Origin of the sequence: Fictibacillus sp. KU28468, assembly GCF_026153615.1 — a bacterium.
GTDB lineage: Bacteria > Bacillota > Bacilli > Bacillales > Fictibacillaceae > Fictibacillus_C > Fictibacillus_C marinisediminis.
In genome coordinates, this window is the sequence record NZ_CP110666.1 from 1,556,590 (window position 1) to 1,582,875 (window position 26,286).

The 26,286-nt window shown below is 44.4% G+C and carries 23 protein-coding genes and 1 other annotated feature (1 of these 24 only partly in view); of the genes, 20 read left to right on the forward strand and 3 right to left on the reverse strand.

Annotated features, from left to right (window positions below):
• The first annotated feature begins 30 nt into the window (after positions 1-30).
• The 11 genes from ilvC (at position 31) to yihA (ending at position 15,221) form a co-directional block, all read left to right on the forward strand.
• Entirely contained in the window at positions 31-1,062 is a 1,032-nt protein-coding gene (gene ilvC, locus OKX00_RS07975; protein ID WP_265410037.1) for a ketol-acid reductoisomerase, read from the forward strand.
• Positions 1,049-2,590: a 2-isopropylmalate synthase gene (locus OKX00_RS07980; protein ID WP_265410038.1), complete on the forward strand. Its 1,542-nt coding sequence runs from the start codon at positions 1,049-1,051 to the stop codon at positions 2,588-2,590. Before ilvC ends, OKX00_RS07980 begins: the two co-directional genes overlap by 14 nt.
• A 21-nt stretch (positions 2,591-2,611) precedes the next feature.
• Entirely contained in the window at positions 2,612-3,709 is a 1,098-nt protein-coding gene (leuB, locus tag OKX00_RS07985) for a 3-isopropylmalate dehydrogenase (RefSeq protein ID WP_265410039.1), read from the forward strand.
• 15 nt (positions 3,710-3,724) lie between these two features.
• Positions 3,725-5,158: a 3-isopropylmalate dehydratase large subunit gene (gene leuC / locus OKX00_RS07990; RefSeq protein ID WP_265410040.1), complete on the forward strand. Its 1,434-nt coding sequence runs from the start codon at positions 3,725-3,727 to the stop codon at positions 5,156-5,158.
• Entirely contained in the window at positions 5,145-5,735 is a 591-nt protein-coding gene (gene leuD, locus OKX00_RS07995) for a 3-isopropylmalate dehydratase small subunit (RefSeq protein ID WP_265410041.1), read from the forward strand. Before leuC ends, leuD begins: the two co-directional genes overlap by 14 nt.
• Positions 5,736-6,003: 268 nt before the next feature.
• The gene (locus OKX00_RS08000) at positions 6,004-7,056 is read left to right on the forward strand and encodes a tetratricopeptide repeat protein (protein ID WP_265410042.1); all 1,053 of its coding nucleotides are present in this window, start codon (positions 6,004-6,006) and stop codon (positions 7,054-7,056) included.
• A gap of 114 nt (positions 7,057-7,170) precedes the next feature.
• A complete protein-coding gene (gene tig / locus OKX00_RS08005) occupies positions 7,171-8,466 on the forward strand; it encodes a trigger factor (protein ID WP_053357657.1) in 1,296 nt (431 codons plus the stop codon).
• A gap of 380 nt (positions 8,467-8,846) precedes the next feature.
• Positions 8,847-10,121 (forward strand): ATP-dependent protease ATP-binding subunit ClpX, encoded by a 1,275-nt coding sequence (gene clpX / locus OKX00_RS08010; protein WP_053357658.1) that lies wholly within the window; start codon positions 8,847-8,849, stop codon positions 10,119-10,121.
• A 272-nt stretch (positions 10,122-10,393) separates the two neighbouring features.
• Positions 10,394-12,067 carry an ATP-dependent protease LonB gene (gene lonB, locus OKX00_RS08015; protein WP_062234043.1) on the forward strand — a complete coding sequence of 558 codons (1,674 nt, stop codon included), beginning with the start codon at positions 10,394-10,396 and terminating at the stop codon, positions 12,065-12,067.
• 242 nt (positions 12,068-12,309) lie between these two features.
• Positions 12,310-14,634: an endopeptidase La gene (lon, locus tag OKX00_RS08020; RefSeq protein WP_256226240.1), complete on the forward strand. Its 2,325-nt coding sequence runs from the start codon at positions 12,310-12,312 to the stop codon at positions 14,632-14,634.
• Complete coding sequence (yihA, locus tag OKX00_RS08025; protein WP_053357661.1) at positions 14,631-15,221, forward strand: ribosome biogenesis GTP-binding protein YihA/YsxC; 591 nt, start codon at positions 14,631-14,633, stop codon at positions 15,219-15,221. The genes lon and yihA overlap by 4 nt, the downstream gene beginning before the upstream one ends.
• A gap of 20 nt (positions 15,222-15,241) precedes the next feature.
• Here the strand turns inward: yihA and OKX00_RS08030 are convergent, their stop codons facing one another.
• Complete coding sequence (locus OKX00_RS08030) at positions 15,242-15,718, reverse strand: LiaF transmembrane domain-containing protein (protein ID WP_265410043.1); 477 nt, start codon at positions 15,716-15,718, stop codon at positions 15,242-15,244.
• Positions 15,719-15,788: 70 nt separating this feature from the next.
• Entirely contained in the window at positions 15,789-15,956 is a 168-nt protein-coding gene (locus OKX00_RS08035) for a hypothetical protein (RefSeq protein ID WP_265410044.1), read from the reverse strand.
• Positions 15,957-16,258: 302 nt separating this feature from the next.
• Between OKX00_RS08035 and hemA the strand changes: the two genes are divergently transcribed.
• The 9 genes from hemA to ysxE all read left to right on the forward strand — a co-directional run bounded on the left by hemA (position 16,259) and on the right by ysxE (position 25,856).
• On the forward strand, positions 16,259-17,599 hold the full coding sequence (hemA, locus tag OKX00_RS08040; protein WP_265410045.1) for a glutamyl-tRNA reductase: 1,341 nt from the start codon (positions 16,259-16,261) through the stop codon (positions 17,597-17,599).
• Between the two features lie 38 nt (positions 17,600-17,637).
• Complete coding sequence (locus OKX00_RS08045; RefSeq protein WP_265410046.1) at positions 17,638-18,465, forward strand: cytochrome c biogenesis protein; 828 nt, start codon at positions 17,638-17,640, stop codon at positions 18,463-18,465.
• Between the two features lie 34 nt (positions 18,466-18,499).
• Positions 18,500-19,432, forward strand: coding sequence for a hydroxymethylbilane synthase (gene hemC, locus OKX00_RS08050; protein ID WP_265410047.1), 933 nt, complete (start codon positions 18,500-18,502; stop codon positions 19,430-19,432).
• Positions 19,429-20,187, forward strand: a complete 759-nt coding sequence (locus OKX00_RS08055; RefSeq protein WP_265410048.1) for a uroporphyrinogen-III synthase — start codon at positions 19,429-19,431, stop codon at positions 20,185-20,187. The genes hemC and OKX00_RS08055 overlap by 4 nt, the downstream gene beginning before the upstream one ends.
• A 1-nt stretch (position 20,188) precedes the next feature.
• Complete coding sequence (gene hemB / locus OKX00_RS08060) at positions 20,189-21,157, forward strand: porphobilinogen synthase (protein ID WP_265410049.1); 969 nt, start codon at positions 20,189-20,191, stop codon at positions 21,155-21,157.
• Between the two features lie 18 nt (positions 21,158-21,175).
• Positions 21,176-22,459 (forward strand): glutamate-1-semialdehyde 2,1-aminomutase, encoded by a 1,284-nt coding sequence (gene hemL, locus OKX00_RS08065; RefSeq protein WP_265410050.1) that lies wholly within the window; start codon positions 21,176-21,178, stop codon positions 22,457-22,459.
• Between the two features lie 119 nt (positions 22,460-22,578).
• On the forward strand, positions 22,579-23,880 hold the full coding sequence (locus tag OKX00_RS08070; RefSeq protein ID WP_265410051.1) for a LysM peptidoglycan-binding domain-containing protein: 1,302 nt from the start codon (positions 22,579-22,581) through the stop codon (positions 23,878-23,880).
• A gap of 15 nt (positions 23,881-23,895) precedes the next feature.
• A complete protein-coding gene (locus OKX00_RS08075) occupies positions 23,896-24,816 on the forward strand; it encodes a hypothetical protein (protein WP_265410052.1) in 921 nt (306 codons plus the stop codon).
• Positions 24,813-25,856, forward strand: a complete 1,044-nt coding sequence (ysxE, locus tag OKX00_RS08080) for a spore coat protein YsxE (RefSeq protein ID WP_265410053.1) — start codon at positions 24,813-24,815, stop codon at positions 25,854-25,856. The genes OKX00_RS08075 and ysxE overlap by 4 nt, the downstream gene beginning before the upstream one ends.
• Positions 25,857-25,891: 35 nt before the next feature.
• On the opposite strand, the gene OKX00_RS08085 is transcribed toward ysxE, so the two are convergent.
• On the reverse strand, positions 25,892-26,104 hold the full coding sequence (locus tag OKX00_RS08085; protein ID WP_062234076.1) for a hypothetical protein: 213 nt from the start codon (positions 26,102-26,104) through the stop codon (positions 25,892-25,894).
• A gap of 178 nt (positions 26,105-26,282) precedes the next feature.
• Positions 26,283-26,286 (forward strand) — a binding site (T-box leader) (it continues 245 nt past the right edge of the window).

The window sequence follows — 26,286 nt, forward strand, 5'->3', positions numbered from 1 at the left end:
TAACTATAAAACCTAGGGAGAGATGTAAAAATGGCAAAAGTTTATTATGACAAGGAAATCGCTGATCAATACTTAAACGGAAAAAAGGTAGCAGTTATTGGATATGGATCTCAAGGGCATGCCCACGCTTTGAACTTGAAAGAAAGCGGATATGACGTTGTAGTTGGTGTAAGAAAGGGGAAATCATATGACCAGGCGGTTGAAGATGGTGTCCGAGTAGCATCTGTAGAAGAAGCTTCCAATGAAGCGGATGTCATCATGATTCTTCTGCCGGATGAACTTCAGCCTCAAGTCTATAAAAAGGAGATCGAACCGGCGCTGACTCCAGGGAAGGCACTTGTTTTCGCGCATGGTTTCAATGTTCATTTCCATCAGATCGTTCCGCCGGATTTCGTGGATGTATTCCTTGTTGCTCCTAAAGGACCGGGACATCTTGTAAGACGCACGTATGAAGCTGGAGCTGGTGTTCCTGCGCTGATCGCAGTTTATCAAGATGTGACGGGAACTGCGAAAGAAACGGCGCTTGAATATGCAAAAGGGATTGGAGCTGCAAGAGCCGGCGTTCTGGAAACAACCTTTAAAGAAGAAACCGAAACGGATCTGTTCGGTGAGCAGGCTGTCTTGTGCGGAGGATTGACTTCACTTGTTAAGACAGGTTTTGAAACTCTTGTAGAAGCCGGGTACCAGCCAGAAGTCGCCTACTTTGAATGTCTGCACGAGCTGAAGCTGATTGTTGACTTGATGTACGAAGGCGGCCTTGAAGGAATGAGATATTCCATTTCTGATACAGCTCAATGGGGCGATTTCCAATCCGGTCCAAGAATCGTAGATGAGGATACAAGAACGAAAATGAGAGCGGTTCTAAAGGATATCCAAAGCGGAGAGTTTGCTAAAGGCTGGATCTTGGAAAATCAGGCAAACCGTCCAGTGTTCCATGCCATCAATGAGAGTGAAAAACATCATCCGATTGAAGTAGTCGGCCGCGAGTTAAGAGCAATGATGCCTTTTGTTAAACAACAAAAGGAAAAAACGAAGGAGGCGGTGACAAGTGCGAAAAATTGATATCTTTGACACAACATTGAGAGACGGAGAGCAAACGGCAGGAGTGAACTTGAATGCCCAGGAAAAACTTGAGATAGCCAAACAGCTCGAGCGGCTCGGTGTAGATGTCATTGAAGCAGGGTTCCCGGCTGCCTCCCCTGGTGATCTTGCAGCAGTAAAAAGAATCTCCGATGAAATCAAGAACAGTTCGGTAACTGGCCTCGCCCGTTCGACGACAAAGGATATTGATGCGGCATGGGAAGCATTAAAAGGATCACCTGAACCTCGGCTGCATGTTTTCTTAGCAACATCGCCGATCCACATGACATATAAACTAAAGAAAACTCCGGATGAAGTGGTTGAAACAGCCGTTCGATCTGTGAAATACGCACGCGAGCGTTTTCCAATCGTACAATGGTCGGCAGAAGATGCTTGCCGGTCAGATCTGGCTTTTCTCGTAAAAATCATTGAGCAAGTGATTGATGCCGGTGCCACCGTCATTAATCTTCCGGATACTGTTGGCTATTACAGCCCTGCTGAATATGGGCATCTTTTCCGGTACGTGAGAGAGCATGTACCAAACATCCATAAGGTTAAATTATCTGCTCATTGCCATGATGACCTTGGCATGGCTGTTGCTAATTCATTAGCAGCGATCGAGAATGGAGCCGATCAGATTGAATGTACGATCAACGGAATCGGTGAAAGAGCGGGCAATGCTTCATTAGAAGAAATTGCCGTAGCACTCGCCATCCGAAATACCTTTTATAAAGCGGAAACACGTTTGGAACTGAAAGAGATCAGCCGCACGAGCGGACTCGTCAGCAGACTGACAGGAATCAGCGTTCCGCCGAATAAGGCAGTAGTCGGAAGAAATGCCTTTGCTCATGAATCTGGAATCCATCAGGATGGTGTGCTAAAAGAAAAATCAACGTATGAGATTATCACTCCCGAACTTGTTGGAGTATCCTCCAACCAGCTCGTTCTCGGAAAGCATTCAGGGAGGCACGCATTCCGGAAACATATTAACAAACTGGGCTTTGAACCCGGTGAGGAACAGCTTAATGAACTGTTCAACGAATTTAAAGCACTGGCCGACCGGAAGAAGGAGCTCACAGAAGAAGACATTCTGGCCCTCCTTCTCGAACATCAAATCCAGCCGCCAGTCCCTATGTACCAGTTAGGTGATATTCAGGTGAACTATGGCACGAACAATATTCCTACTGCAACCATTACCCTAAAAGCGCCAGACGGAAAGAGCATCCAGGAAGCAGGCACGGGCTCAGGAAGTGTAGAGGCCATTTACAATACATTGGATAAAATGCTGCCGCTGCCTGTACAGCTAAAAGATTACCGTATTCAATCCGTCGGTTCAGGAAGAGATGCATTAGCACAGGTCTATGTTCTGCTAAAGTACGAGGAACAGGAAATCAACGGAAGCGGAACCGCTCAGGATGTGCTTCAAGCATCAGCAAAAGCATACGTTCATGCGTTAAACAAAACGATTATGAACGTTCAAAAAGAAGAATTAGTGAAAGTCAGTCTATAAATTTTATGAGGAGGGGTCAAGATGGAAAAAACAATTACAGTCTTGCCGGGTGACGGAATCGGACCGGAAGTAATGAAAGGGGCATTGCGGGTGCTCAAAGCCATTGAATCCCGATTTCAGCATCGTTTTACAGTGACCGAGATGCCGATCGGCGGTAAAGCCATCGATGAGACAGGAAATCCACTGCCCCCTGAAACGCTTGAACAATGCAAGAAGAGTGACGCGGTTCTTTTGGGAGCCGTGGGTGGACCTAAATGGGATGGCATGGATCAGCGTCCCGAACACGGACTGCTCCAAATCCGGAAGAAACTCAACGTTTTCGCCAATCTGAGGCCGGTTAAAGCATTCAGTCCATTAGCAGATATTTCTCCGCTAAAACCTGAACTGATCAAAAATGTAGACTTGGTGTTTGTAAGAGAACTGACAGGCGGCTTGTATTTCGCTCAGCCAAAAGGAAGAACAGGATCCGATGAAGCGGTAGACACGCTGTACTATCATAGGCAAGAGATTGAGAGAGTAGTGAAAAAGGCGTTTGAACTCGCGGCTTCCAGAACCGGAAAGCTGACTTCAGTGGATAAAGCCAATGTGCTGGAATCGAGCAAACTATGGAGGGAAGTTGTAAACGAAATAGCGAAGAGCTTTCCAGATGTTAAAGTTGAACACATGCTTGTTGACAATGCGGCTATGCAGCTTGTCCGGAATCCTGCACAATTTGATGTCATCGTGACAGAGAATATGTTTGGCGACATCTTGTCTGATGAAGCCTCCATGATTACGGGATCTCTTGGAATGCTTGCTTCGGCATCATTGAGTGAAGAAGGTGCAGGATTGTATGAACCCGTTCATGGTTCAGCTCCTGATATTGCAGGAACTAATACGGCCAATCCGCTGGGAATGGTCCTTTCAGCAGCAATGATGCTCAGACATTCCTTTCATATGAACGAAGAGGCGGATGCCATTGAAATGGCTGTTCAGGAAGTTCTGAACGCGAAATTCCGTACGGGTGACATACAAACCAAAAAGAGCAGAGTCTCTACAACAGATGAATTGGTGGAACAGTTGGTTTACCGGCTGGAGGAAAACGCGGCGGCCGCAACGCTGCTTGAAGTATATGTGTAAGGAGGAAGGTGCAAAATGGCAAAAACAATCATAGATAAAATCTGGGACAATCACGCAGTCATTCAGGAAATGAACAAGCCCGCTCTTTTATATATTGACTTGCACCTCCTTCATGAGGTGACTTCCCCACAAGCCTTTGCCGGCTTGCGGGAAAAAAATAGAAAAGTCAGAAAACCAGGCCTTTGTTTTGCAACGATGGATCATAACATACCGACCAAAAATCGGTTTGTCATTGATGACCGCATCGCGCTGAAGCAAATTCAAACCCTTGAGGAAAACTGCAAAGAATATGGTATTCATTTGGAAGGTCTTGACTCTGCTGACCAGGGAATCGTACATGTCATCGGTCCGGAGCTTGGCCTGACGGTACCCGGCAAAACCATCGTATGCGGAGACAGCCATACTTCTACACACGGAGCGTTTGGTGCCTTGGCTTTTGGGATTGGAACAAGCGAAGTGGAGCATGTTCTGGCCACTCAGACACTTTGGCAGCAAAAACCGAAGCAGCTCAAAGTGAATATTGAAGGAAAACCGGGATTCGGCGTAACAGCCAAAGACATTGTACTTGCTCTTATTGCCAGCCATGGTACTAACGCCGGTGCGGGACATGTCATTGAATTTACGGGAGAGACGGTAAGAAATTTCACAATGGAAGAACGGATGACATTGTGCAACATGTCCATTGAAGCGGGTGCGAAAGCAGGTTTGATTGAACCAGATGAAACAACGTATGAGTATATTAGAGGAAGAAAATACGCTCCTAAAGATTATGAATTTGAAGAAAAAGTGAAGCAGTGGGAGGATCTTAAGTCGGATTCCAATGCCTCATACGACAAAGTTATCGAGATCGATGCATCAGAAGTTGAACCGATGGTCACCTGGGGAACGAATCCGTCAATGGGTGTGGGAATCTCTGAGAATGTTCCTTCATTTAAAGAAGGGCAACCAGAAAGAGAGAGAGAATCCCTGCAAAAAGCACTTGCCTATATGGGTCTAGCACCGGGACAGTCTCTGACTGAAGTACCTGTTCAGCACGTATTCATCGGGTCTTGTACAAATTCAAGACTAAGTGATCTGAAGGCTGCAGCTCAAGTCATTAAAGGAAAAAAAGTTCACGCTGGGGTCAACGCGATTGTGGTTCCTGGTTCACAGCAAGTAAAAGTTAAGGCAGAAGAAGAAGGTCTGCACCATGTTTTTCAGGAAGCAGGCTTTGAATGGAGAGATTCAGGATGCTCCATGTGTCTTGGGATGAACCCGGATATCGTTCCGGAAGGCGAGAGATGTGCCTCCACATCCAACAGAAACTTTGAGGGCAGGCAGGGCAAAGGAGCGAGAACTCATCTTGTGAGTCCGGCGATGGCCGCAGCAGCTGCCATTGAAGGTAAATTCGTGGACGTCCGAAAATTTGTTTCAGGTACGAGAGAAGGTGAAGCGTATGCCAGGATTTAAGACTTTTACCGGAACAGCAGCCATATTAGACCGTGAAAATGTGGATACAGATCAGATTATTCCTAAGCAATTCCTAAAACGGGTCGAGCGCAGTGGGTTTGGCCAGTATTTGTTTTTCGATTGGCGTTTCAACTGTGATGGCACCCCGAACGCTGAATTTGAACTGAATCAGGAGGATGCAGAGGGAGCTGAGGTTTTAATAGCAGGTGCAAATTTCGGATGCGGATCTTCGAGAGAGCACGCTCCATGGGCACTGAAGGATTATGGATTCAAAGTCATTATCGCTCCTGACTTTGCGGATATCTTCTATAATAACTCTTTGAAGAATGGCATTCTCGTCATCACCCTGCCTAAACCGGTGATTGATCAATTGAAAACCAGTTTGGAAAACGGGAATAAGAAGTTAACCGTCAGCCTGGACCGCCAAGAAATCTCTGCAGGTACAAAGGTGGCAGCTTCGTTTGATTTTGATCCCTATTGGAAAGAGATGCTGCAGAACGGCTGGGATGAAATTTCAATCACCATGCAGTATGATGAAGAGATCAGCCAATTCGAGAACAAGATGGGAGTAGTCTAACAGCCAAATGCAGCCGTTCACTTCCAAGTTCCGGCCATTTGGTTTGAATAACAGTTAAGCGGGAATAATAGTGTTTAGTGGCATCGGGATGGCGTAAGCCTTCTATCCTATTATTCCCTATCCCTTATAGGGAAATTTGTACATATGAGCAATCCTGCACAATGGCTGTGCAGGATTTATTGTTACTTCCTGAAGACTGACTCATCTTGAGTTTACGCCTTTAAACTGTTAAACTGATGCAAATAGAAACTGGAAGTGAAGAAACCTAATGGCTAATGAAAAAAAAGGTAAGAAAATCAGCAATGTCGTACTGTTCCCTAATTTGCCGGCCAGATTGCTTGAAAAAGGAATGTCTTCCCTAAAAGCAAAGCAATTTAAGGAATCTTTATCCTGTTTTCTTCAGCTGCTGGAGATAGAACCAGGACACTCTCAGGGACATCTGGGTGTTGTGTTAAGCCTGATTGAACTTGGCCAGCTTCAAGAAGCGAAAATAAGAGCAGATAAAATGCTCAAGGAGGGAATCGGAGAATATTTTGATGTATTGCAGATTTATCTTTCTGTCCTTATTCAGCTTTCAGAATATGAATCCGTCGTGTCAGTTGTTGAAGCGGTGCTTGAGGAACATCAGCTTCCAGCCGCTCAGGCAGAATCCTTTTATCAGCTTTTGCATTTCAGCCGGAAGATGACAGATGATTCAGAACCGCCGATTGATCTATCACCAGAGCCGCACCAGGACCGTTCCAAAGAAATTGAAACCCTTCGGAACATGATGACAAGTGGTGAAATACATAACCAGTGGATTGCCATGCAGCAATTAAGCTATATGAATCCAGAGGATACTATAGCGGTTTACCGGGAGTTCTTAGAAAATGAAGAGGGTAACCCAGGCATCAAGACCATGGCACTAAACTATTTAAAATCAAAGGACATACAGGAAACCGTAACCTTACATAAGTTTGGAAATATCTATTCCATCAACATTCAGGAACTTCACGATGTCTATGAAGATCCATTTAACCTTGAAGTAAAAAAAGAATTGGAGGATCGGCTGGAACAGGATAATCCGACTCTGACAGAATTTGCTGTTACGATTTGGTGGGACTACATACTTGCTATTTATCCTCAGGTGCCCGAACCGGCAGATTCTCATTATTGGGCACGTGCCCTTCAGTGTGCAGCTGGTAAACTGAGCGGTATGGACACCTGTGATGCCTTAGAATCCGAAATCGAGATCCATCCTGAAAGTTTAGAAAAAGCGGTCGAACAGCTCCTTGATATTGAGAGGTTTACGTTCGGCCCGAATAAATTTCAAGGATACTAATACGGAAACAATCCGGGTCTTTGTTGAAATACAAGTCTGTTATGATATAATGGAATGGTTGTAACGAAAATGTAAGATTTTCAATGAAATACGTAATGTTGGAGGGAACTTTGAATGAGTGCAAAATGGGAAAAGTTAGAAGGTAATCAAGGTGTCTTAACGATTGAAGTTGAGGCTTCTGAAGTAGATACAGCTCTTGACCAGGCATTTAAAAAAGTGGTTAAACAGGTAAACGTACCAGGTTTCCGTAAAGGAAAAATGCCAAGAAAAATGTTTGAACAGCGTTTTGGAGTAGAATCTCTATACCAAGATGCTCTGGACATCATCTTGCCGCAAGCATACAGCCAAGCTGTAGAAGAAGCTGGAATTGATCCAGTTGACCGTCCAGAGGTTGACATCGAGCAAATGGAAAAAGGAAGCAACCTTGTTTTCACTGCTAAAGTTACAGTAAAACCTGAAGTTAAGCTTGGTGAATATAAAGGGCTTGAAGTTACTGAATTCGACGCATCTGTAACAGACGAAGATGTTGACAGCGAAATCAAGCGTCTTCAAGAGCAGCAAGCTGAGCTTGTTGTAAAAGAAGAAGGCGAAGTAGAAAACGGTGATACAGCTGTTATCGATTTCGAAGGATTCGTTGACGGAGAAGCGTTCGAAGGCGGAAAAGCTGAGAACTATCCACTTGAAATCGGATCTGGTTCTTTCATCCCTGGATTTGAAGAGCAATTGATCGGAGACAAAGCAGGTACTGAAAAAGAGGTTAACATTACGTTCCCTGAAGAATACCATGCAACTGAGCTTGCTGGTAAGCCTGCAGTCTTCAAAGTGAAAATCCATGAAATTAAATCAAAACAGCTTCCTGAGCTAAACGACGAGTTTGCTAAAGAAGCTGATGCAGAAGTTGAAACGCTTGACGCTCTTAAAGCAAGCATCCGTACGAAGCTTGAAGAAAGCAAAAAGCATGAAGCTGAGCACCACACTCGCGATACAGTCGTTGACAAAGCGGTTGATGCAGCAGAAGTGGATATTCCAGAAGCAATGGTCAACACAGAATTAGACCGTATGGTTCAAGAATTTGGACAACGTCTGCAAATGCAAGGTATGAACCTTGACCTTTACTTCCAGTTCTCTGGCACGGATGAAGCTGCTCTTCGTGAGCAAATGAAAGAAGATGCTGGAAAACGCGTGAAAACGAACCTAGTACTTGAAGCGATTTCTGAAGCTGAAAAAATTGAAGCTACGGAAGAAGAAATCAATGAAGAGCTTAAGAAAATGGCTGAAATGTACAACATGGACGTAGAGAAAATTACGCAAATGCTTGCTATGCAAGGCGGAAACGACGCAGTAGCAGCTGATCTTAAAATCAGAAAAGCGATTGACCTGCTAGTGGATAACAGCAAAACAATTGCATAAGATAGAGTAAGGTCTGGCAAGGCACGAACTTTTCGTGCCTTGTTTTATATAATTATTTATCATTCTTGGCAGGAAAAAGCGCTTTTTTATTGAAACTTTTTTAAAGGCTTTATTTTAGGTTTAAGGTTTTAAAATAAGCCATAAGGTTAATACTTATAGAACACATTGATTCCAGCCAAATACATACTATTAATTGTCAAGGAAGGGTTTTTATTTCCGTTCATTAGGGGATATATGATACAATCCAATACATAAACTTGCGGAAATGAAATCAGTAAGCACTTGAAATAATTGCTTACGGTGTAATGAAACAAGCATATCTGGAAACGGTATGAAAAGGTAATTGGTTTCATCCAATTTAAGGTTTAGGGGTGATTTCATTGTTTAAATTCAATGACGAAAAAGGGCAGCTGAAATGTTCCTTTTGTGGAAAAACGCAGGATCAAGTTCGTAAACTGGTAGCAGGACCAGGTGTATATATTTGTGACGAATGTATCGAGCTATGCACTGAAATTGTGGAAGAGGAGCTTGGTACAGAAGAGGATGTAGAGCTTAAGGAAGTTCCGAAGCCAATGGAAATCCGCAAGATTCTCGATGAATATGTCATTGGCCAGGAACAGGCTAAGAAGTCTCTTTCCGTAGCAGTATATAACCACTACAAACGCATTAATTCTTCCCAAAAGTCCGATGAAGTGGAGCTTGCAAAAAGTAACATCGCCATGATCGGGCCAACAGGAAGCGGTAAAACGCTATTGGCTCAAACGCTTGCCAGAATCCTAAATGTTCCTTTCGCTATTGCTGATGCGACTTCTTTAACAGAAGCCGGTTATGTGGGCGAAGACGTTGAGAACATTTTGCTTAAATTGATTCAAGCGGCTGATTACGATGTAGAAAAAGCTGAAAAAGGCATTATTTATATTGATGAAATCGATAAAATTGCCAGAAAGTCTGAAAATCCTTCCATTACCCGTGATGTATCTGGTGAAGGTGTACAGCAGGCCCTTCTTAAAATCTTAGAAGGTACCGTAGCAAGCGTACCACCGCAAGGCGGAAGAAAGCATCCGCATCAGGAGTTCATTCAAATCGATACCACAAATATTCTATTTATTTGCGGTGGTGCATTTGATGGCATCGAACAAATCATCAAACGCCGTTTAGGGAAAAAAGTCATCGGATTCAGCTCTGAATCCAGACAGGCAGAACTTAAAGCAGGAGAATACCTGGCAAAAGTATTGCCTGAAGATTTGCTTCGCTTTGGTCTTATCCCGGAATTCATCGGCCGTCTGCCTGTGACAGCAAGTCTAACTCCGCTTGATGAGGATGCACTTGTTGAAATTTTGACAAAACCAAAAAATGCGCTAGTTAAGCAATACCAAAAGCTTCTTGATCTTGATGGTGTTGAACTTGAGTTCAACGAAGAAGCTCTTACTGAAATTGCTAATCAGGCTATCGAACGCAAAACTGGTGCACGTGGTCTGCGTTCTATCATTGAAGGTATGATGCTGGACGTTATGTTCGAACTTCCTTCCCGTGAAGACGTGGCTAAGTGTATCATTACAAAAGAAACTGTAGCTGATAAAGTTCCGCCAAAACTCGAACTTGAGGACGGCACCATTGTGGAACCTAAAAAGGAAACACCGAAAGAAAGTGCGTAAGAAGAATTAAACCAGCCTCTAGGGGCTGGTTTTTTTGTTTTGAGTTATTTAACATAGTGTTCATTTTCGTTTTTAATAAGTACTGACCCTGAAAGAGACCCTCAGGTTATTACTGCCAACAGTCGACACCATTGACTAATAAAGCCTAAGTTTTTATCTATGAAAACTTGAGCGATTCTAAAGCATAACCTCCTCACCTTTTCCATTTTCTCTGTTTAGTCCAGTACCCACTCGGAGATACTAGGAGCATAAAAAAAATTCGGGAGGAAGAAATGAACTGGACTGGAATCGCTTTACTCATTCAGCTGTTTTTTGGAATTGTAATTGGACTTTACTTTTGGAACTTGTTGAAGAGCCAGCGCACTCAGAAAGTGAGTATTGATAAAGAATCAAAGAAGGAAATGGACCAATTGCGGAAGATGCGGTCGATCTCTTTGACTGAACCGCTGTCTGAACGGGTGAGACCGGGGAAGTTTGCTGATATCGTCGGCCAGCAGGATGGTATCAAGGCTCTGCATGCTGCGCTTTGCGGACCTAATCCACAGCATGTGATTGTTTATGGACCTCCAGGTGTCGGAAAAACCGCTGCAGCACGTCTCGTACTCGAAGAGGCGAAGCGGAATAAGAAGTCACCATTCCGTCCCACTTCGGTATTCGTTGAATTGGATGCAACGACAGCCAGATTTGACGAACGTGGGATTGCAGATCCTTTGATCGGTTCCGTTCATGACCCAATCTATCAGGGAGCGGGGGCGATGGGGCAGGCCGGAATTCCACAGCCAAAACAAGGAGCGGTAACAAACGCTCACGGCGGCGTCCTTTTTATTGATGAAATTGGAGAACTTCACCCAATTCAGATGAATAAATTGCTCAAAGTACTAGAAGACCGAAAAGTATTTTTAGAGAGCGCTTATTATAATGAAGAAAATACAAACATACCTTCACACATCCATGATATTTTTCAAAATGGCCTTCCTGCTGATTTTAGGCTAATTGGGGCAACCACACGAACGCCTGATGAAATTCCGCCTGCTATCCGATCACGTTGTCTGGAAGTCTTCTTTAGAGAGCTTCAGCCTCCCGAAATTCAGCAGATCGCTATGAAAGCAGCAGATAAAGTAACCATGAATGTAGAAGAAGATTCGGTCGAGCTGCTCTCCAAGTATGCTAAAAATGGCCGTGAAGCCGTAAATATGATGCAGATTGCAGCAGGGCTGGCGATTACAGAAGACCGAAATTTCATCAAAAAAGCGGATTTGGAATGGGTCATCCATTCCAGCCAGATGACTCCGCGTCCAGAGAGTAAGATCTCTGAAGAACCAAAGGTGGGGCTAGTAAACGGACTTGCAGTCTACGGCCCTAACAGCGGATCATTGCTGGAGATTGAAGTCACCGTTTTACCTGCGAAAAAACAGGGTACGATTACGATAACAGGTATAGTGGAAGAAGAATCGATCGGCAATAATACAAAATCAATCAGAAGAAAAAGCCTGGCAAAAGGATCGGTCGAAAATGTACTGACCGTCCTTCGAAATATGGGAGTAGATTCTGCGCTGTATGATATTCATGTCAATTTTCCAGGCGGCGGGCCGGTCGATGGGCCGTCAGCAGGGATCGCGATCGCGACTTCAATTTATTCAGCGATCCACAATGTGGAGATTGATAATGAACTGGCTATGACCGGTGAATTAAGCGTACATGGAAAAGTGAAGCCGGTCGGAGGCGTGATGGCCAAAGTATTAGCCGCTAAACTTGCGGGAGTCAAGAAGGTCATCATTCCAAAAGATAACGATCAGGCTATACTTCGGGAGATCACTGGCATAGAGATCATTCCAGTGACAAAATTATCTCAGGTGTTTCAACTCGCTTTTCCTGAAATGGATAAAGGTAATCAGCAGGCCATTCCTGCTTCAGCCTTTTTACAGTCCCCTCCTAAATCTGTCTGAAGAGGGGGCTTTGCTTTCGAGTATGAAAATGAGCTCCAATTAGACAAAATGGCTCTTTATAGGTAGAATTGTACAAAGACTGAAGAAATTTCTTCATTGTCTTGTGGCATTACAATTGTATGTTAAAGCTCTCTGAGGCGAACTCAATACTGCTGTGAAGCTGGAAATGCCATTAATCTAAAAATAGGCTGCATGAATTTGAAATCATTCAATACATTAAGCAGTATTCGGAGGTGTGTTAAATGGACGAACAAACAACCCGCATCCTTCCCCTCCTTCCTCTTCGCGGCCTGCTGGTGTATCCCACCATGGTGCTTCACCTTGATGTAGGAAGGGAAAAATCCGTACAGGCATTGGAGCAAGTCATGCTTGATGATCAGCATATTTTCCTTTCAACACAAAAGGAAGTAGCTGTAGAAGATCCGAGCGGTGAACAAATATATGAAATCGGAACTCTTTCAAAAGTAAATCAGATGCTAAAGCTCCCGAACGGCACGATCCGTGTGCTCGTTGAAGGTATTAAGCGCGGAAAAATAAAGCAGTTCATCGACCGTGAGGAATACTTGGAGGTAGAAGTAGAACTGATAGAAGACAAAGGCGAAAAGGATTTGGAAATTCAGGCCCTTATGAGAACGGCTCTTCAGCAATTTGAACAGTACATAAACCTTTCCAAAAAGGTAACACCTGAAACGTTGGCTTCTGTGCAAGATATCGAAGAACCGGGACGATTGGCAGATGTAATTTCTTCCCATCTATCGTTAAAAATTAAAGAAAAACAGCATATTCTTGAAATTGTTGACGTAAAGGAACGATTGAATCATCTTATTTCCATCCTGAACAATGAAAAAGAAGTATTAGGGTTGGAGAAGAAGATCGGCCAGCGCGTCAAAAAGGCGATGGAAAAGACACAGAAGGAATATTACCTTCGCGAACAGATGAAAGCTATTCAGAAAGAACTTGGAGATAAAGAGGGCAAAACAGGCGAAATCTCCTCGCTCAAAGAAAGAATTGAAAAATCGGATATGCCTGAAAATGTGCAGGAGATTGCACTTAAAGAATTGGATCGCTATGAAAAAATGCCAGGGTCTTCTGCTGAGAGCTCGGTCATTCGAAACTATATCGACTGGCTGATCAATTTGCCTTGGACAAAGGAAACGAAAGATCAGCTGGACATCATTCGTACAGAAAAGATCTTAAACGAAGATCATTACGGACTTGAAAAAGTAAAAGAGCGTGTGCTGGAGTATTTGGCTGTTCAGCAGTTAACCAATTCATTGAAAGGGCCCATCCTTTGTCTTGTCGGACCGCCTGGTGTCGGTAAAACGTCGCTCGCGCGTTCCATTGGAAAAGCGATCGGAAGAAATTTTGTCCGCATTTCCCTTGGAGGAGTGCGTGATGAAGCGGAAATCCGAGGCCATCGCAGAACATATGTCGGTGCGATGCCTGGCCGACTCATACAGGGAATGAAGAAGGCAGGTACAATCAATCCAGTGTTCCTTCTTGATGAGATCGATAAAATGTCCAATGACTTCAGAGGCGATCCATCCTCTGCCCTATTGGAAGTCCTGGATCCGGAACAAAATAATTCGTTCAGCGACCATTTCATCGAAGAACCTTATGATCTTTCCAAGGTTATGTTCATTACAACAGCGAACAGCCTGGCGACCATCCCTGGCCCGCTGCTTGACCGTATGGAGATCATTTCAATCGCAGGGTATACAGAAGTGGAAAAAGTTCATATCGCTAAAAATCACCTTATTCCAAAACAATTAAAAGAGCACGGCTTGACAAAATCACAGTTTCAGCTGAAAGAAGATGCCATTCTTAAACTCGTTCGAAGCTATACGAGAGAAGCAGGCGTTAGGAGCATGGAGCGCCAGATTGCAGGCTTATGCAGAAAAGCGGCCAAACAGATCGTGTCAGGAGAGAAGAAAAGGGTTACCATCACTGACAAAAACCTCGAGAGCTATATTGGAAAACCGCGCTTCCGATATGGCCAGGCTGAGATGGAAGATCAGGTAGGAGCAGCTACAGGCTTGGCGTATACAACCGCAGGCGGCGATACGCTGTCTATTGAAGTCGCTCTTACGCCTGGAAAAGGGAAATTGATTCTTACCGGTAAGCTCGGAGACGTAATGAAGGAATCCGCCCAGGCGGCGCTGAGCTACGTTCGTTCCAGAGCAGAGGAGTTCGAAATTGATCCGGACTTTTATGAGAAGACGGACATTCATATTCACGTTCCGGAGGGAGCAACACCGAAGGACGGACCTTCTGCAGGTATTACCATCGCAACGGCATTGGTATCCGCACTTTCAGGAAAGCCTGTTCGCAAGGATGTAGGCATGACGGGTGAAATCACACTTCGCGGCCGTGTTCTGCCGATCGGCGGCTTAAAAGAAAAATCATTAAGCGCCCATCGTGCAGGAATCCAAACTGTTATCATGCCTAAAGAAAATGAAAAAGACATAGATGATATCCCGGAAAGTGTCCGCAGCAGTCTTGCGTTTATACCGGTATCTCATCTGGATGAAGTGTTAAAACATGCGTTAGTGGGAGACAGTAAATGAAAGTAACAAAAGCAGATATCGTCATTTCGGCAGTAAAGCCTGAGCAGTATCCTGAAGACCAGCTACCGGAAATCGGCCTCGCCGGCCGTTCAAACGTTGGGAAGTCTTCATTTATTAATAAAATGATTGCACGCAAAAACCTGGCCAGAACATCATCACGGCCAGGTAAGACGCAAACTCTTAATTTCTACATCATCAATGAGCAGCTCTATTTCGTGGATGTTCCGGGATACGGATTTGCTAAAGTTTCAAAGAGCGAGAGAGAAGCCTGGGGCAGGATGATTGAACGTTATATCATGGAAAGGCCACAGCTGAAAGCTGTTGTCCAGCTCGTTGATATACGCCATGCACCGTCCAAAGACGATGTGATAATGTATGATTGGCTGAAATATCATGACATTCCTGTCATCGTTGTCGCCACCAAGTGTGACAAGATTCCAAAAGGAAAATGGGAAAAACATTTAAAAGTTGTCCGTGACACATTGAAAAAGAAACCAGACGATCCGCTGATTCTTTTTTCTTCTGAAACGGGCTATGGGAAGGATGCTGCATGGAGCACCATCCTTGGATACACACAAAAAAAATAAACCAGAGCAGATGCTCTGGTTTATTTTTTCTTGATAAAGATAAAATAAGCACCGACTCCGATCAGGATGAACGGCCAAAATCCTTCAATGGACGAAAACCATTCTTTGATCGAGGGAGTGTCTGATTTGTTGAAGAAGCTCCATCCTGAGATGGCAAGCAGTACAATGCCCGCCAGCAAGCCCTCTTTGGTTTGCTTATACATAAATAAAAAGGCAAGAGCTATAATAAGGATGATCATGGCAGGCTCCTTGGGCCAGCCGTCAATATGAGATATGGCGTGAAAATGGATGCCTAAGCCAAGCAGCAGGATCGCAGAAAAAGCACTTGGGCCCTCTTTCCCGCTTGCACTTTGAACAAGAAAGGCCAAGCCGATGATGATTAGAAAAGTTGGCCAAGTTAAATAGGGAAGTACATAAGTAACGTTCATTTGCCGAGCTAAGAAAAATAGCCCGATTCCCAGCAATACAATTCCTGAAAAATTTCCTTTACCTTTCATTATAACCTCCAAATCATTTGACACGAATGGCTCTTATCTTAAAGATTGTTGCTTGGTGCAGGGTTTATGTCTAGATTCCTTCCTTGACAAGTTGATTGGAGTGAAAGGTGCGAGACTCCTGCGGGATTTGCGTGACAGGTGAGACTCCCGCAGGCGCCTGCGCCAAAAAGTAGGCGTTCACGCCGGTAAGGCTCACCGCACGCCCCGTGGAAAGCGAGCAACCTGAAACGGAAATCAACCACTCCTAAGAGCATCAAAGATTGCGAAAATAGCCAAACGAGTAAATCAATCCTTTGCTAAAAGGGTCGAAATTTGTTATTTTTATATGGGTATTAGTTTATTATTTTTTTAAATTAGCGCTACTTTTTTATAGTTTGTTACGGTTTGGACAGAATAGGGAAGAACTATTTCGCTTGTCCTATCATAGCATACGATTCATATTCTGTTCACAATTTTAAAATGATTATTTCATAGTACATGTTATAATGATTATGGATATTTACTGTGGTATTTACGATAGAGATAAAGGGGGTGAGTGGGATGCACATCCTTGTTGCCGGTTTAAATTATAAGACAGCACCTGTTGAGATTCGAGAAAAAGTTGCATTCAATCCAAATGAGATGGACCAGGCTTTGAAGGCTTTGCGGGAAAGGAAAAGCATATTGGAATGTACGATCGTTTCAACATGCAACCGGACAGAAGTATACGCCGTGGTGGATCAGATCCATACAGGGCGCTATTACATGAAGTCTTTCCTCGCAGAATGGTTTTCTATTGATACAAATGAACTGAATCCGTTCTTGTTTATCCGTGAAGAAGAGATTGCTGTCGAGCATCTTTTCAGAGTTGCTGCGGGTCTTGATTCTATGGTTCTCGGAGAAACGCAAATTCTCGGACAGGTTCGTGACAGCTTCCTTCTTGCACAACAGGAAGGAACAACAGGCACAATCTTTAACCATCTGTTCAAACAGGCAATAACACTTGCAAAACGATCCCACTCGGAAACAGAAATTGGGGAAAATGCTGTATCTGTAAGTTATGCTGCTGTTGAGCTTGCAAAGAAAATCTTTGGCGGGCTTGAAAAGAAAGACATCTTAATCGTGGGTGCAGGCAAGATGGGTGAACTGACTGCCAAGCATCTTCACAGCAATGGCGTAGCCAGTGTCCATGTCGTCAACCGAACGTTTGAAAAAGCGTCAGAACTGGCTGGGCGGTTTGAAGGAACGGCTCACCCTGTGGAGCATTTAACATCTGTGCTGGCACATGCCGATATCGTCATTACTTCAACCGGATCAGATTCCTACGTTATTACAAAAGAGATGGTTCAATCTGTACTTAAGCAAAGAAAAGGCCGTCCTTTGTTCATGGTGGACATCGCCGTTCCACGTGATTTGGATCCATCATTGGACGAACTGGAAAGCGTTTTTCTTTACGATATAGATGATTTGGAAGGCATCGTAGAAGCCAATTTGGCTGAGCGAAAGAAAGAAGCTGAAAAAATCGAGATCATGATCGAAGAAGAAATTATAGGCTTCCATTCATGGGTCAACATGCTTGGAGTTGTGCCGGTGATAACTGCATTGCGTGAAAAAGCGCTTGCTGTACAAGCGGAAACAATGCAGAGCATTGAGCGTAAAATGCCTCAGTTAACGGACCGTGAGAAAAAAGTGTTGAGCAAGCATACCAAAAGCATAGTGAATCAGCTGCTGCGCGATCCAATCGTAAGGATTAAAGAGCAAGCCGGAGAACCTGGGGCGGATCAGGCGCTTGAATTTTTCACAAAGATCTTCGCGCTTGAAGAAGAGGTTAAACGGCAAGAGCTAAAAAGTGAAATGGAATCAACAAAGTTAAGTGAAACATCCCCTTCATTGCCTCTGTAACGGGAATGTCACTGGGCTCCTAGAGAGGAGTTTCTGATATGCAGAACGCAAATTGGATATACGATACAACAATCATCTTGTATGCTTTAAGCATCATAGGTTATTTTATCGACTTTTTACAAAACAACCGGAAGGCTAACCGAATGGCCTTCTGGTTGCTTTCTATTGTCTGGATGCTGCAGACGGTATTTTTTGTCCAGAGAATGATAGAAGTAGGCCGTCCGCCTATTTTAACGCCTTTTGAAGGCTTGTTTTTTTATGCCTGGATCTTAGTGACTTTCTCTATGGTCATGAACTATTTTTTCAGGATCGATTTCTTAGTATTCTTTACGAACGTGCTCGGATTTTTGATTATGTCTATTAATCTTTTTGCTCCTGGAGAACAGGTGAGTGATGAGATGTCGACCCGTCTCATTTCGGAGCTGCTGGTGATCCATGTTACGATGGCCTTCGTTTCCTATGGTGCATTCACCCTCTCTTTTATCTTTTCGATCATGTATCTGCTTCAGCACAGGCTCTTAAAGCAGAAAAAGTGGAGCAAGAGGCTGCAGCGTCTTGGAAGCCTGTCTACCCTTGAAAGGCTATCCTTTGTATTGAATATGACAGGTGTTCCAATTCTGCTTTTAAGTTTAATACTAGGCGTAATCTGGGCATTCTTAAAGATACAGGGCTTTTCACTGCTTGACGCCAAAGTCATTACGTCTTTTATCGTCATCGCAGTATACAGTGTGTTTTTATATCAAAAAGTGGCGAAGGGTCTTCAAGGAAAGACTTTGGCGATCTGGAACACGGGAGCTTTTCTTATCGTTCTGATTAATTATTTTCTGGCATCTACCCTTACTGAATTTCATTTTTGGTATCAATAAGGCGAACGGTCACTCTTTTAGGAGGTTTTTATAGATGAGAAAAATAATAGTAGGTTCAAGACGAAGCAAACTGGCACTCACTCAAACAAACTGGTTCATTGACCAATTGAAGGCGCTTGGCCGTCCTTTTGAGTTCGAGGTGAAGGAAATCGTGACCAAGGGAGATGTGATCCTTGACGTCACTCTCTCAAAAGTAGGAGGTAAAGGGCTGTTTGTAAAAGAAATTGAACAGGCCCTGCTTGATAAAGAGATTGATATGGCAGTACATAGTATGAAGGACATGCCCTCTGTTCTGCCGGATGGGCTGATCATCGGCTGCACACCTAAACGTGTTGACCCAAGGGATGCCTTTATTTCAGAAAAATATAACTCGTTAGAAGAGCTTCCGGCAGGATCGATTGTCGGTACGAGCTCACTCCGCCGGGCTGCACAGCTTTTGCATGTCCGTCCGGATCTTGAAATTAAATCAATCAGAGGAAACATCGATACACGTCTTGGTAAATTAAAATCTGGTGAGTTTGATGCTATCATTCTTGCGGCTGCAGGTCTTGAAAGAATGGGCTGGTCAGCGGATACGGTGACTGAATACCTGCCAGTGTCACTGAGCCTTCCTGCGGTAGGACAGGGATCTCTGTCCATTGAATGCAGGGGAGACGATGCTGAGCTTAGATCTCTTCTTCAGCATTTGAATGATGAAGACACGTACAAAACGGTGATGGCAGAACGCGCATTCCTTCACACGCTTGAAGGCGGATGCCAGGTGCCGATTGCGGCCTACGCAGAAAGAACAGAAGAGAGGGAGATCTCCTTAACTGGGCTTGTTGCTACTCCTGATGGCAAAACAGTAATCAAGGAGCAGGCTGTCTCGGATGATCCTAACATGCTCGGAGTGACACTAGCTGTTAAGCTTCAGGAAAAAGGTGCACTTGAGATCCTTGAGAAAGTAAAGAAAGACCTGGGAATATGAAGTCCCGGCCTTTAGCGGGAAAGACGGTTGTCGTCACAAGGCCGGCTCATCAATCTGCAAGTCTTCTTGCAAAGCTTGAAGAAGAAGGGGCAGAGGCTGTCAGCTTTCCGGTACTGCACATAGCAAAAGCAACCATGGATTCAGAAGAAGAAGCTGTGCTTCAGCAGCTGGAGCAGTTTGATTGGGTGGTCTTTACGAGTGCGAACGGGGTCCTTTATTTTCTTCAAATGCTTCAGGAGACCGGGAAGACGTTTACTTCTCAGAAAATAGCGGCGGTCGGCCCAAAAACCGGTAGAAGGCTTGAGGAGAATGGAGTTTCTATTGATCTGATGCCGGGGAAGTATGAAGGGAAAGAACTGGCGGTAGAATTAAAGAAAAGAGTGAAACCGGGTTCCAAAGTACTCGTTCCAAAAGGCAGCCTTGCGAAGCAGACGGTGGCAAATACGCTACATGACCTTGCTCAAGTAACCGAGATCATCGTTTACGAGACGAAGAAGGCAGAAGTATCAATACACCAGCTACCCGAGAAGGTGGACGTGATCATTTTTATGAGCCCTTCCAGTGTTGTTTATTTCGGTGAAGCGGCTGGTGATCGCAGGGTAATGTACCAGAAGAACACTTGGGCAGCCTGTGTAGGGCCAGTAACAGAGGCGAAAGCGAAACAATCCGGGTTTCATAAGCGGATCAGTGCCACTGATTATACAGAAGAAGGTATAATAGAGGCTGTGAAGAGTTTTATCGGAGAGGAGAAATAATATGAATTTTCAGCGTCATAGAAGATTGCGAAGCAGTAAGAGCATGCGTGCACTCGTGAGGGAAACGCATGTAAGAACAGACGATTTGATTTATCCGATCTTTTTTGTAGAAGGTGAGCGCATTAAGCAGGAAGTCCCTTCCATGCCTGGTGTATACCACGTATCACTTGATTATCTAGAAGAGGAAATGCAGGAGCTTGTGGATCTTAACATCCGTTCTGTTATGGTTTTCGGAGTACCCGACCATAAGGATGATGCAGGAAGCTCGGCGTATGACCATAATGGAATTGTACAAAAAGCGATCAGGAAAATAAAAAATGGTTTTCCGCAGCTTACCGTTATTGCTGATACATGCCTTTGCCAATATACGGACCATGGACATTGCGGGATCATTCGGGACGGAGAAGTTCTGAATGATGAATCACTCTCTGCGCTTGCAAACACAGCAGTTTCTCAAGCAAAAGCTGGAGCGGACATCATTGCTCCTTCCAATATGATGGATGGGTTTGTTGCAGCGATTCGTGAAGGACTGGACGAAGCAGGTTTTATCAATGTGCCGATCATGTCATACTCTGTAAAATATTCCTCTGCCTATTATGGGCCGTTCCGAGAGGCTGCTCACAGCTCTCCTCAGTTCGGGGACCGCAAATCTTATCAGATGGACCCGGCCAATCGCCTGGAAGCACTGCGGGAAGCAGAGTCGGATATTGAAGAAGGAGCAGACTTCCTTATGGTAAAACCGGCGCTTGCATATTTGGATGTACTGCGTGAACTGAAAGACCGTTACCCTCTTCCGCTTGTCGCCTATAATGTGAGTGGTGAATATTCCATGATCAAAGCCGCTGCCCAAAACGGCTGGATTGATGAAGAAAGCATCGTGATGGAAACATTGACAGGCATGAAGCGTGCAGGTGCTGATCTGATCATTACGTATCATGCGAAAGATGTATCACGCTGGTTAAACCGCTAAGGACAGGAGGATTTAAACATGAGAAGCTTTGAAAAATCAAGTGCAGCCTTTCAGGAAGCCAAGAAATACATGCCAGGCGGTGTCAACAGCCCTGTACGTGCGTTTAAATCGGTAAACATGGATCCTGTATACATGGAACGCGGAAAAGGTTCCAAAATCTATGACATCGATGGAAATGAGTATATAGATTACGTGCTATCCTGGGGTCCTTTAATCCTTGGACATGCCAATGAAAAAGTAGTGGATGCCCTTAAAAAAACAGCCGAGCTTGGTACGAGCTTTGGAGCTCCGAACGAGTGGGAAACGATGCTCGCCAAGCTTGTTGTAGAAAGGGTCCCTTCCATTGAAATCGTCCGAATGGTGAACTCCGGAACAGAAGCGACGATGAGTGTGCTTCGCCTTGCCCGCGGTTATACAGGCAGAAACAAAATCCTGAAATTTGAAGGATGTTACCATGGCCATGGCGATTCATTGCTCATTAAAGCAGGGTCAGGTGTGGCTACGCTTGGACTTCCTGACAGCCCGGGAGTTCCTGAGTCGGTCGCTAAGAACACCATTACTGTCCCTTACAATGATCTTGAAAGTGTACACTATGCGTTTGAGCAGTTCGGTGATGACATTGCGTGTATTATCGTCGAGCCGGTTGCCGGAAACATGGGCGTAGTCCCTCCCAAAAAAGGATTCTTGGAAGGTCTTCGAGAGGTAACCAAACAATATGGATCTCTTTTAATTTTTGATGAAGTCATGACCGGTTTCCGTGTGGATTACCATTGTGCGCAAGGATATTTTGGCGTTACTCCTGATCTTACCTGCCTTGGCAAGGTCATTGGCGGAGGCCTTCCTGTCGGCGCGTACGGCGGGAAGAAGGAGATCATGGAGCAGATTGCACCAAGCGGTCCAATCTATCAGGCAGGAACTCTCTCAGGAAATCCTCTGGCGATGGCAGCGGGTTATGAGACTCTGTCTCAGCTTACACCGGAATCGTATCAGGACTTTGTAAAAAAAGGCGACCGCCTCGCTGAGGGGATTGCAGCGGCTGCAGAAAAATACCGCATTCCGCATAGCTTCAACCGTGCGGGCTCTATGATCGGATTTTTCTTTACCGATGAGGACGTGGTGAACTACGAAACTGCGAAATCATCTAACCTTGATTACTTCACACGCTACTTTAAATATATGCTGGAAGAAGGAATCTCACTTCCTCCTTCCCAGTTTGAAGGTCTCTTCCTATCAACTGAACACAGTGTTGAGGATATTGAGAAAACCATTGCTGCATGTGAAAAAGCCTTCTCCAGACTATAAAGACAAACTGCTCCTTTGAGGAGCAGTTTTTTTTGTTCTTCTCTTTCCAATCATATTTTTACCAAGTTGGTCATAATCCTGTAACGTATGAGATATTTGGCTGAAAGGAGGAGAAAGGCATGAATCCATCGAAGCTGCGTTTCTCCATAGAGGAGTCTGTCTGGTTAAAGAAAGGACAGGAAGTTGCAGAAGTTTTATCAATGGCACTGGAGCCTGATATTCAGATCACTGAAGAAGGCGGCCAGGTTTGTGTAAAAGGAGCTTTAAAGCTGCATGGAGAGTACCGTCCATGTGCCATGGATGATGGGAATTCTCTCAATTTGGAAACAGGCTCGCTCAGAGAGCAGGTTTCCTATCGTTCGCTGACACAGCTTAAAATGAACGATGAGGGGATAGCAGAGCTGGATCATCGGTTCCCTGTTGACATCACGATCCCTTCAACACGGGTTCAAAAGCTTGAAGAGGTGTTTGTTCTTGTTGATGCCTTTGATTATGAGCTTCCCAATCCAACCTGCCTGGAGCTAACTGCATCCATTTCCATCTCAGGCATTCAGGATGGGAATGAAGAACCTGCCCAAGAGGAGCAAGAATCTTTTCAGGGTCAGGCGATGGAAGATGAGGGCATGACGTTTGAGGAAACGCCGATGAATGAAGAAACGGAATACGAGCCGTTCCAGGTTCCCGTATTTGAAGCCAGGTTTGAAGAGAATGAGCAGCAGGATGAGATGAATTCAGAAGAGGAAGCAAGAACGGAAGAACAAGAAATATTTGCTCCTTTCCAATTTGAAGCCAAGAAGCTGTACGAGATGCCGGTCATTGAACCGGAAAGGGAACCTGCGCAAGCAGAATTCACAGAGCCAGCGATCAATTACAACCGTCAAGACGATGAACCGGCAGCCTTTCCAACCCCAACCTTTGCTGAAGCGGAAGCAATGGAAGAGCAAGAAGAGCAGGAAGAATATCAGGAAGAATATCAGGAAGAACCGGCTGACAATGGGATTCCGGCTTTAAAGTCACTTTCTTACTATACACCTTCCTATACACCGCCACCGCCGCCTGCTTTGCCTCAAATCGAGCAGATCAATATACATTCGGAAGAACAGGAAGCTTATAACTACAATCAGCAGCCGCCTCAAGAAGCGTTTGAACAGGAGCAGGAGCGGGAGGAGGAACAAGAGAAAGTTTCCTCCACTGAGGCAAGGAAAGAGGAAAATGCATTATATTTAACAAAAATGCTTTCTGGAAATGAAGAAAGGTTTTCAAAGGTAAAAATGTATATTATACAGCGTGGGGAATCGCTTGACAGCATTTGTGAACGCTATGATATCTCTATTCATTCTCTGATGAGAGTCAACAAGATCAATCAGGAAGAGGTCGCAGAAGGCCAAATTATTTACATCCCAGTTTCACAAAGCCGTTAAGGTCGGGTGGAAGCGATGACCCTATTACATGAAATCAAGAAGCATTATGACCTTCAAACCGTGACATGGAAAGATAAAGAAAGCCTGGTGGACACTGATTGCGGGGTCAAACGGATCAGAATCTGGAATGATCTGAACCTTTTAAACTGGCATGTCCGATGGAGGGATGAAGTCGGCAAGAACAGTTTGGCTGTAGCAGACCGAATGATCAGGACGGCGGATGGAAATCCATGGGTTGAGCTGGAAGGCAGGTACCTTACCCTGCATGATTATGTAGAAGGCCGGCATGAAAGGGGAGGCCATGAAAAAAGGTGGGGCCTTCTCTTGGGCAACATGCTTCAAGCGGGCCTAGATCTGCAAAAAGAGTTTGGTTCCATTACCCATGCTGATCACTATTCCTTTGACGCCTGCCTGGCGGCGATCCACAAACTAAGCAAGGATTACAATGAACTTGTCAGTGTCAGAAATTCTTTGCCTGAAGCAAATAAAAGACTGAACCTTGCCATGGAACTCAAACAGGCATCCTCTAATGTGCCGCTTCCGCTCCTTGATTCTGATGCACACATGAGCAATGGAGCACAAATTTTTAATATATTATTTTACCGGGGAAGCAATGGTTATCCTGAACAGGGTTATCGCCCGCTGCGAAATTTTTTGACCGAGTGGCTAAAGGAATGCGGCCCCTACTCACTGCGGAAATTATTAACCTGCATCAATGAACATTTCTCTTTGGAACGGGAACAGGGATATTTGCTTCTGGCAGAGATCTTGACACCATGGGAACTTCAGGATTGTGTGGATCAGTTAAAGAATAAAGAGCTTTTACACATTGTTGCTTGCGTTGAATCTTTTGAACAGGATTGGGATTTTAACAGAATCCTGCTTCACTGTTTTACTGACTGGATGGATGATAAACGAAAGAGGGTGGCTTTGTGAGCCATTCAAGTGAAAACGTCAATTATGGTCCGGTTTTATTTCAGTACGATCTTTATCCAGAGAAAATCGAAGCGTTCGGCAAAGTGAAAAAAGTGATATCAAAAAGAGGCACGTTTGCTTTAAAGGAAACGAGTTTAAACGAAGAAGAATCGAACTGGTTTACCCATGTCGTTCACCGATTGTCGGAAATCGGCTATCATCAGGTGGTGCCGCTCTATCCAACTAAATACGGTGATTATACCGTACAGCATGGAAATAAAACGTACTATCTCATGCCGTGGTTTGCAGGTGGTGAACGGATCGGCCAGACACGGGAAGAAGTGATGATCGATGAGATCGGAAAAATTCATTATCTCACTCTGAAAGAACAGGATTTCTCGCCAGAAGTGGTAGACCATTCTTTTCAGTACTTAATGCAGAGATGGGAAACACGCCAGCTTGAAATGGAGAGGTTTGCTGAAGAATCCGAACGCATGCCGTACATGTCTCCTTTTGAGCTGACGTATTTAAGCCATTTTCACCACATGATGAAAATGGCGGAGGAAGCAAAACGCCGTTTGAAAGACTGGTATGATGCCTGCCATGCGGAAAAAAGGTATCGCAGTGCACTTTGCCACGGCAAACTATCACGAAATCATCTGTTATTCTCTCATCATGGGGAACCGCATCTCCTCAATTTTGAAAAAGCAGTGCTTGATACGCCTGTAAGAGATTTGGCGATCTTCTTCAGAAAAGCAGTACACCTTTCGAACTGGACGAGAGAAGAGGGCGGGAGGCTGCTCTCGCTGTATCAAAGGCACATTCCACTCCTCGAGGAGGAAAAAAGCCTCTTGGTCAGCTATATGAGCTATCCCGAACCGATCTTTAACTCCGTTGATTTATATCGTCATCAAAGGGAACGATACAGCCAAATCGAGTTTGTCCACCGTTTGGAAAAACGAATTTCAGCGATGAGGCACATCAGGGATTTCTGTGATCTGATCCTGACCCCGCCGCCGCCGGAACCGCTCGATATGAATGAAAATACTGATCACATATAGTAGCCTATATGTGATCTTTTTTTTTTCGTTTTTCTTTATAACACCTCATAGGAAAAGCAAAAGTGAAGAATGATTAAAATAAGCATGATTACAAAATCAATGCCGGATGGGAACAGAATGGTACGGATGATCTGGAACACGATCAGAGGTATTGTAAATTGGCTTACGATATCCCTTGCTGTCCGAAGCCAATCGGGAACCTGAAATTTAAACGGCGTGCGGTTTCTTTTAAAATAACGTCTGGCCATAACTATCCTTCTTTCGTACATCTAGATTGATATCATGGTATTCACCAGCCTGCCTATTCGTGAATATTGCCGGAATGAACATATTTCTTGTATAAGAATAGAATAATTGTTACAACAAATGGGAAAACTATTGACGTTTTCCTGTTTTACTAGTTAAAATAGAACCAATGAAATCATATAAC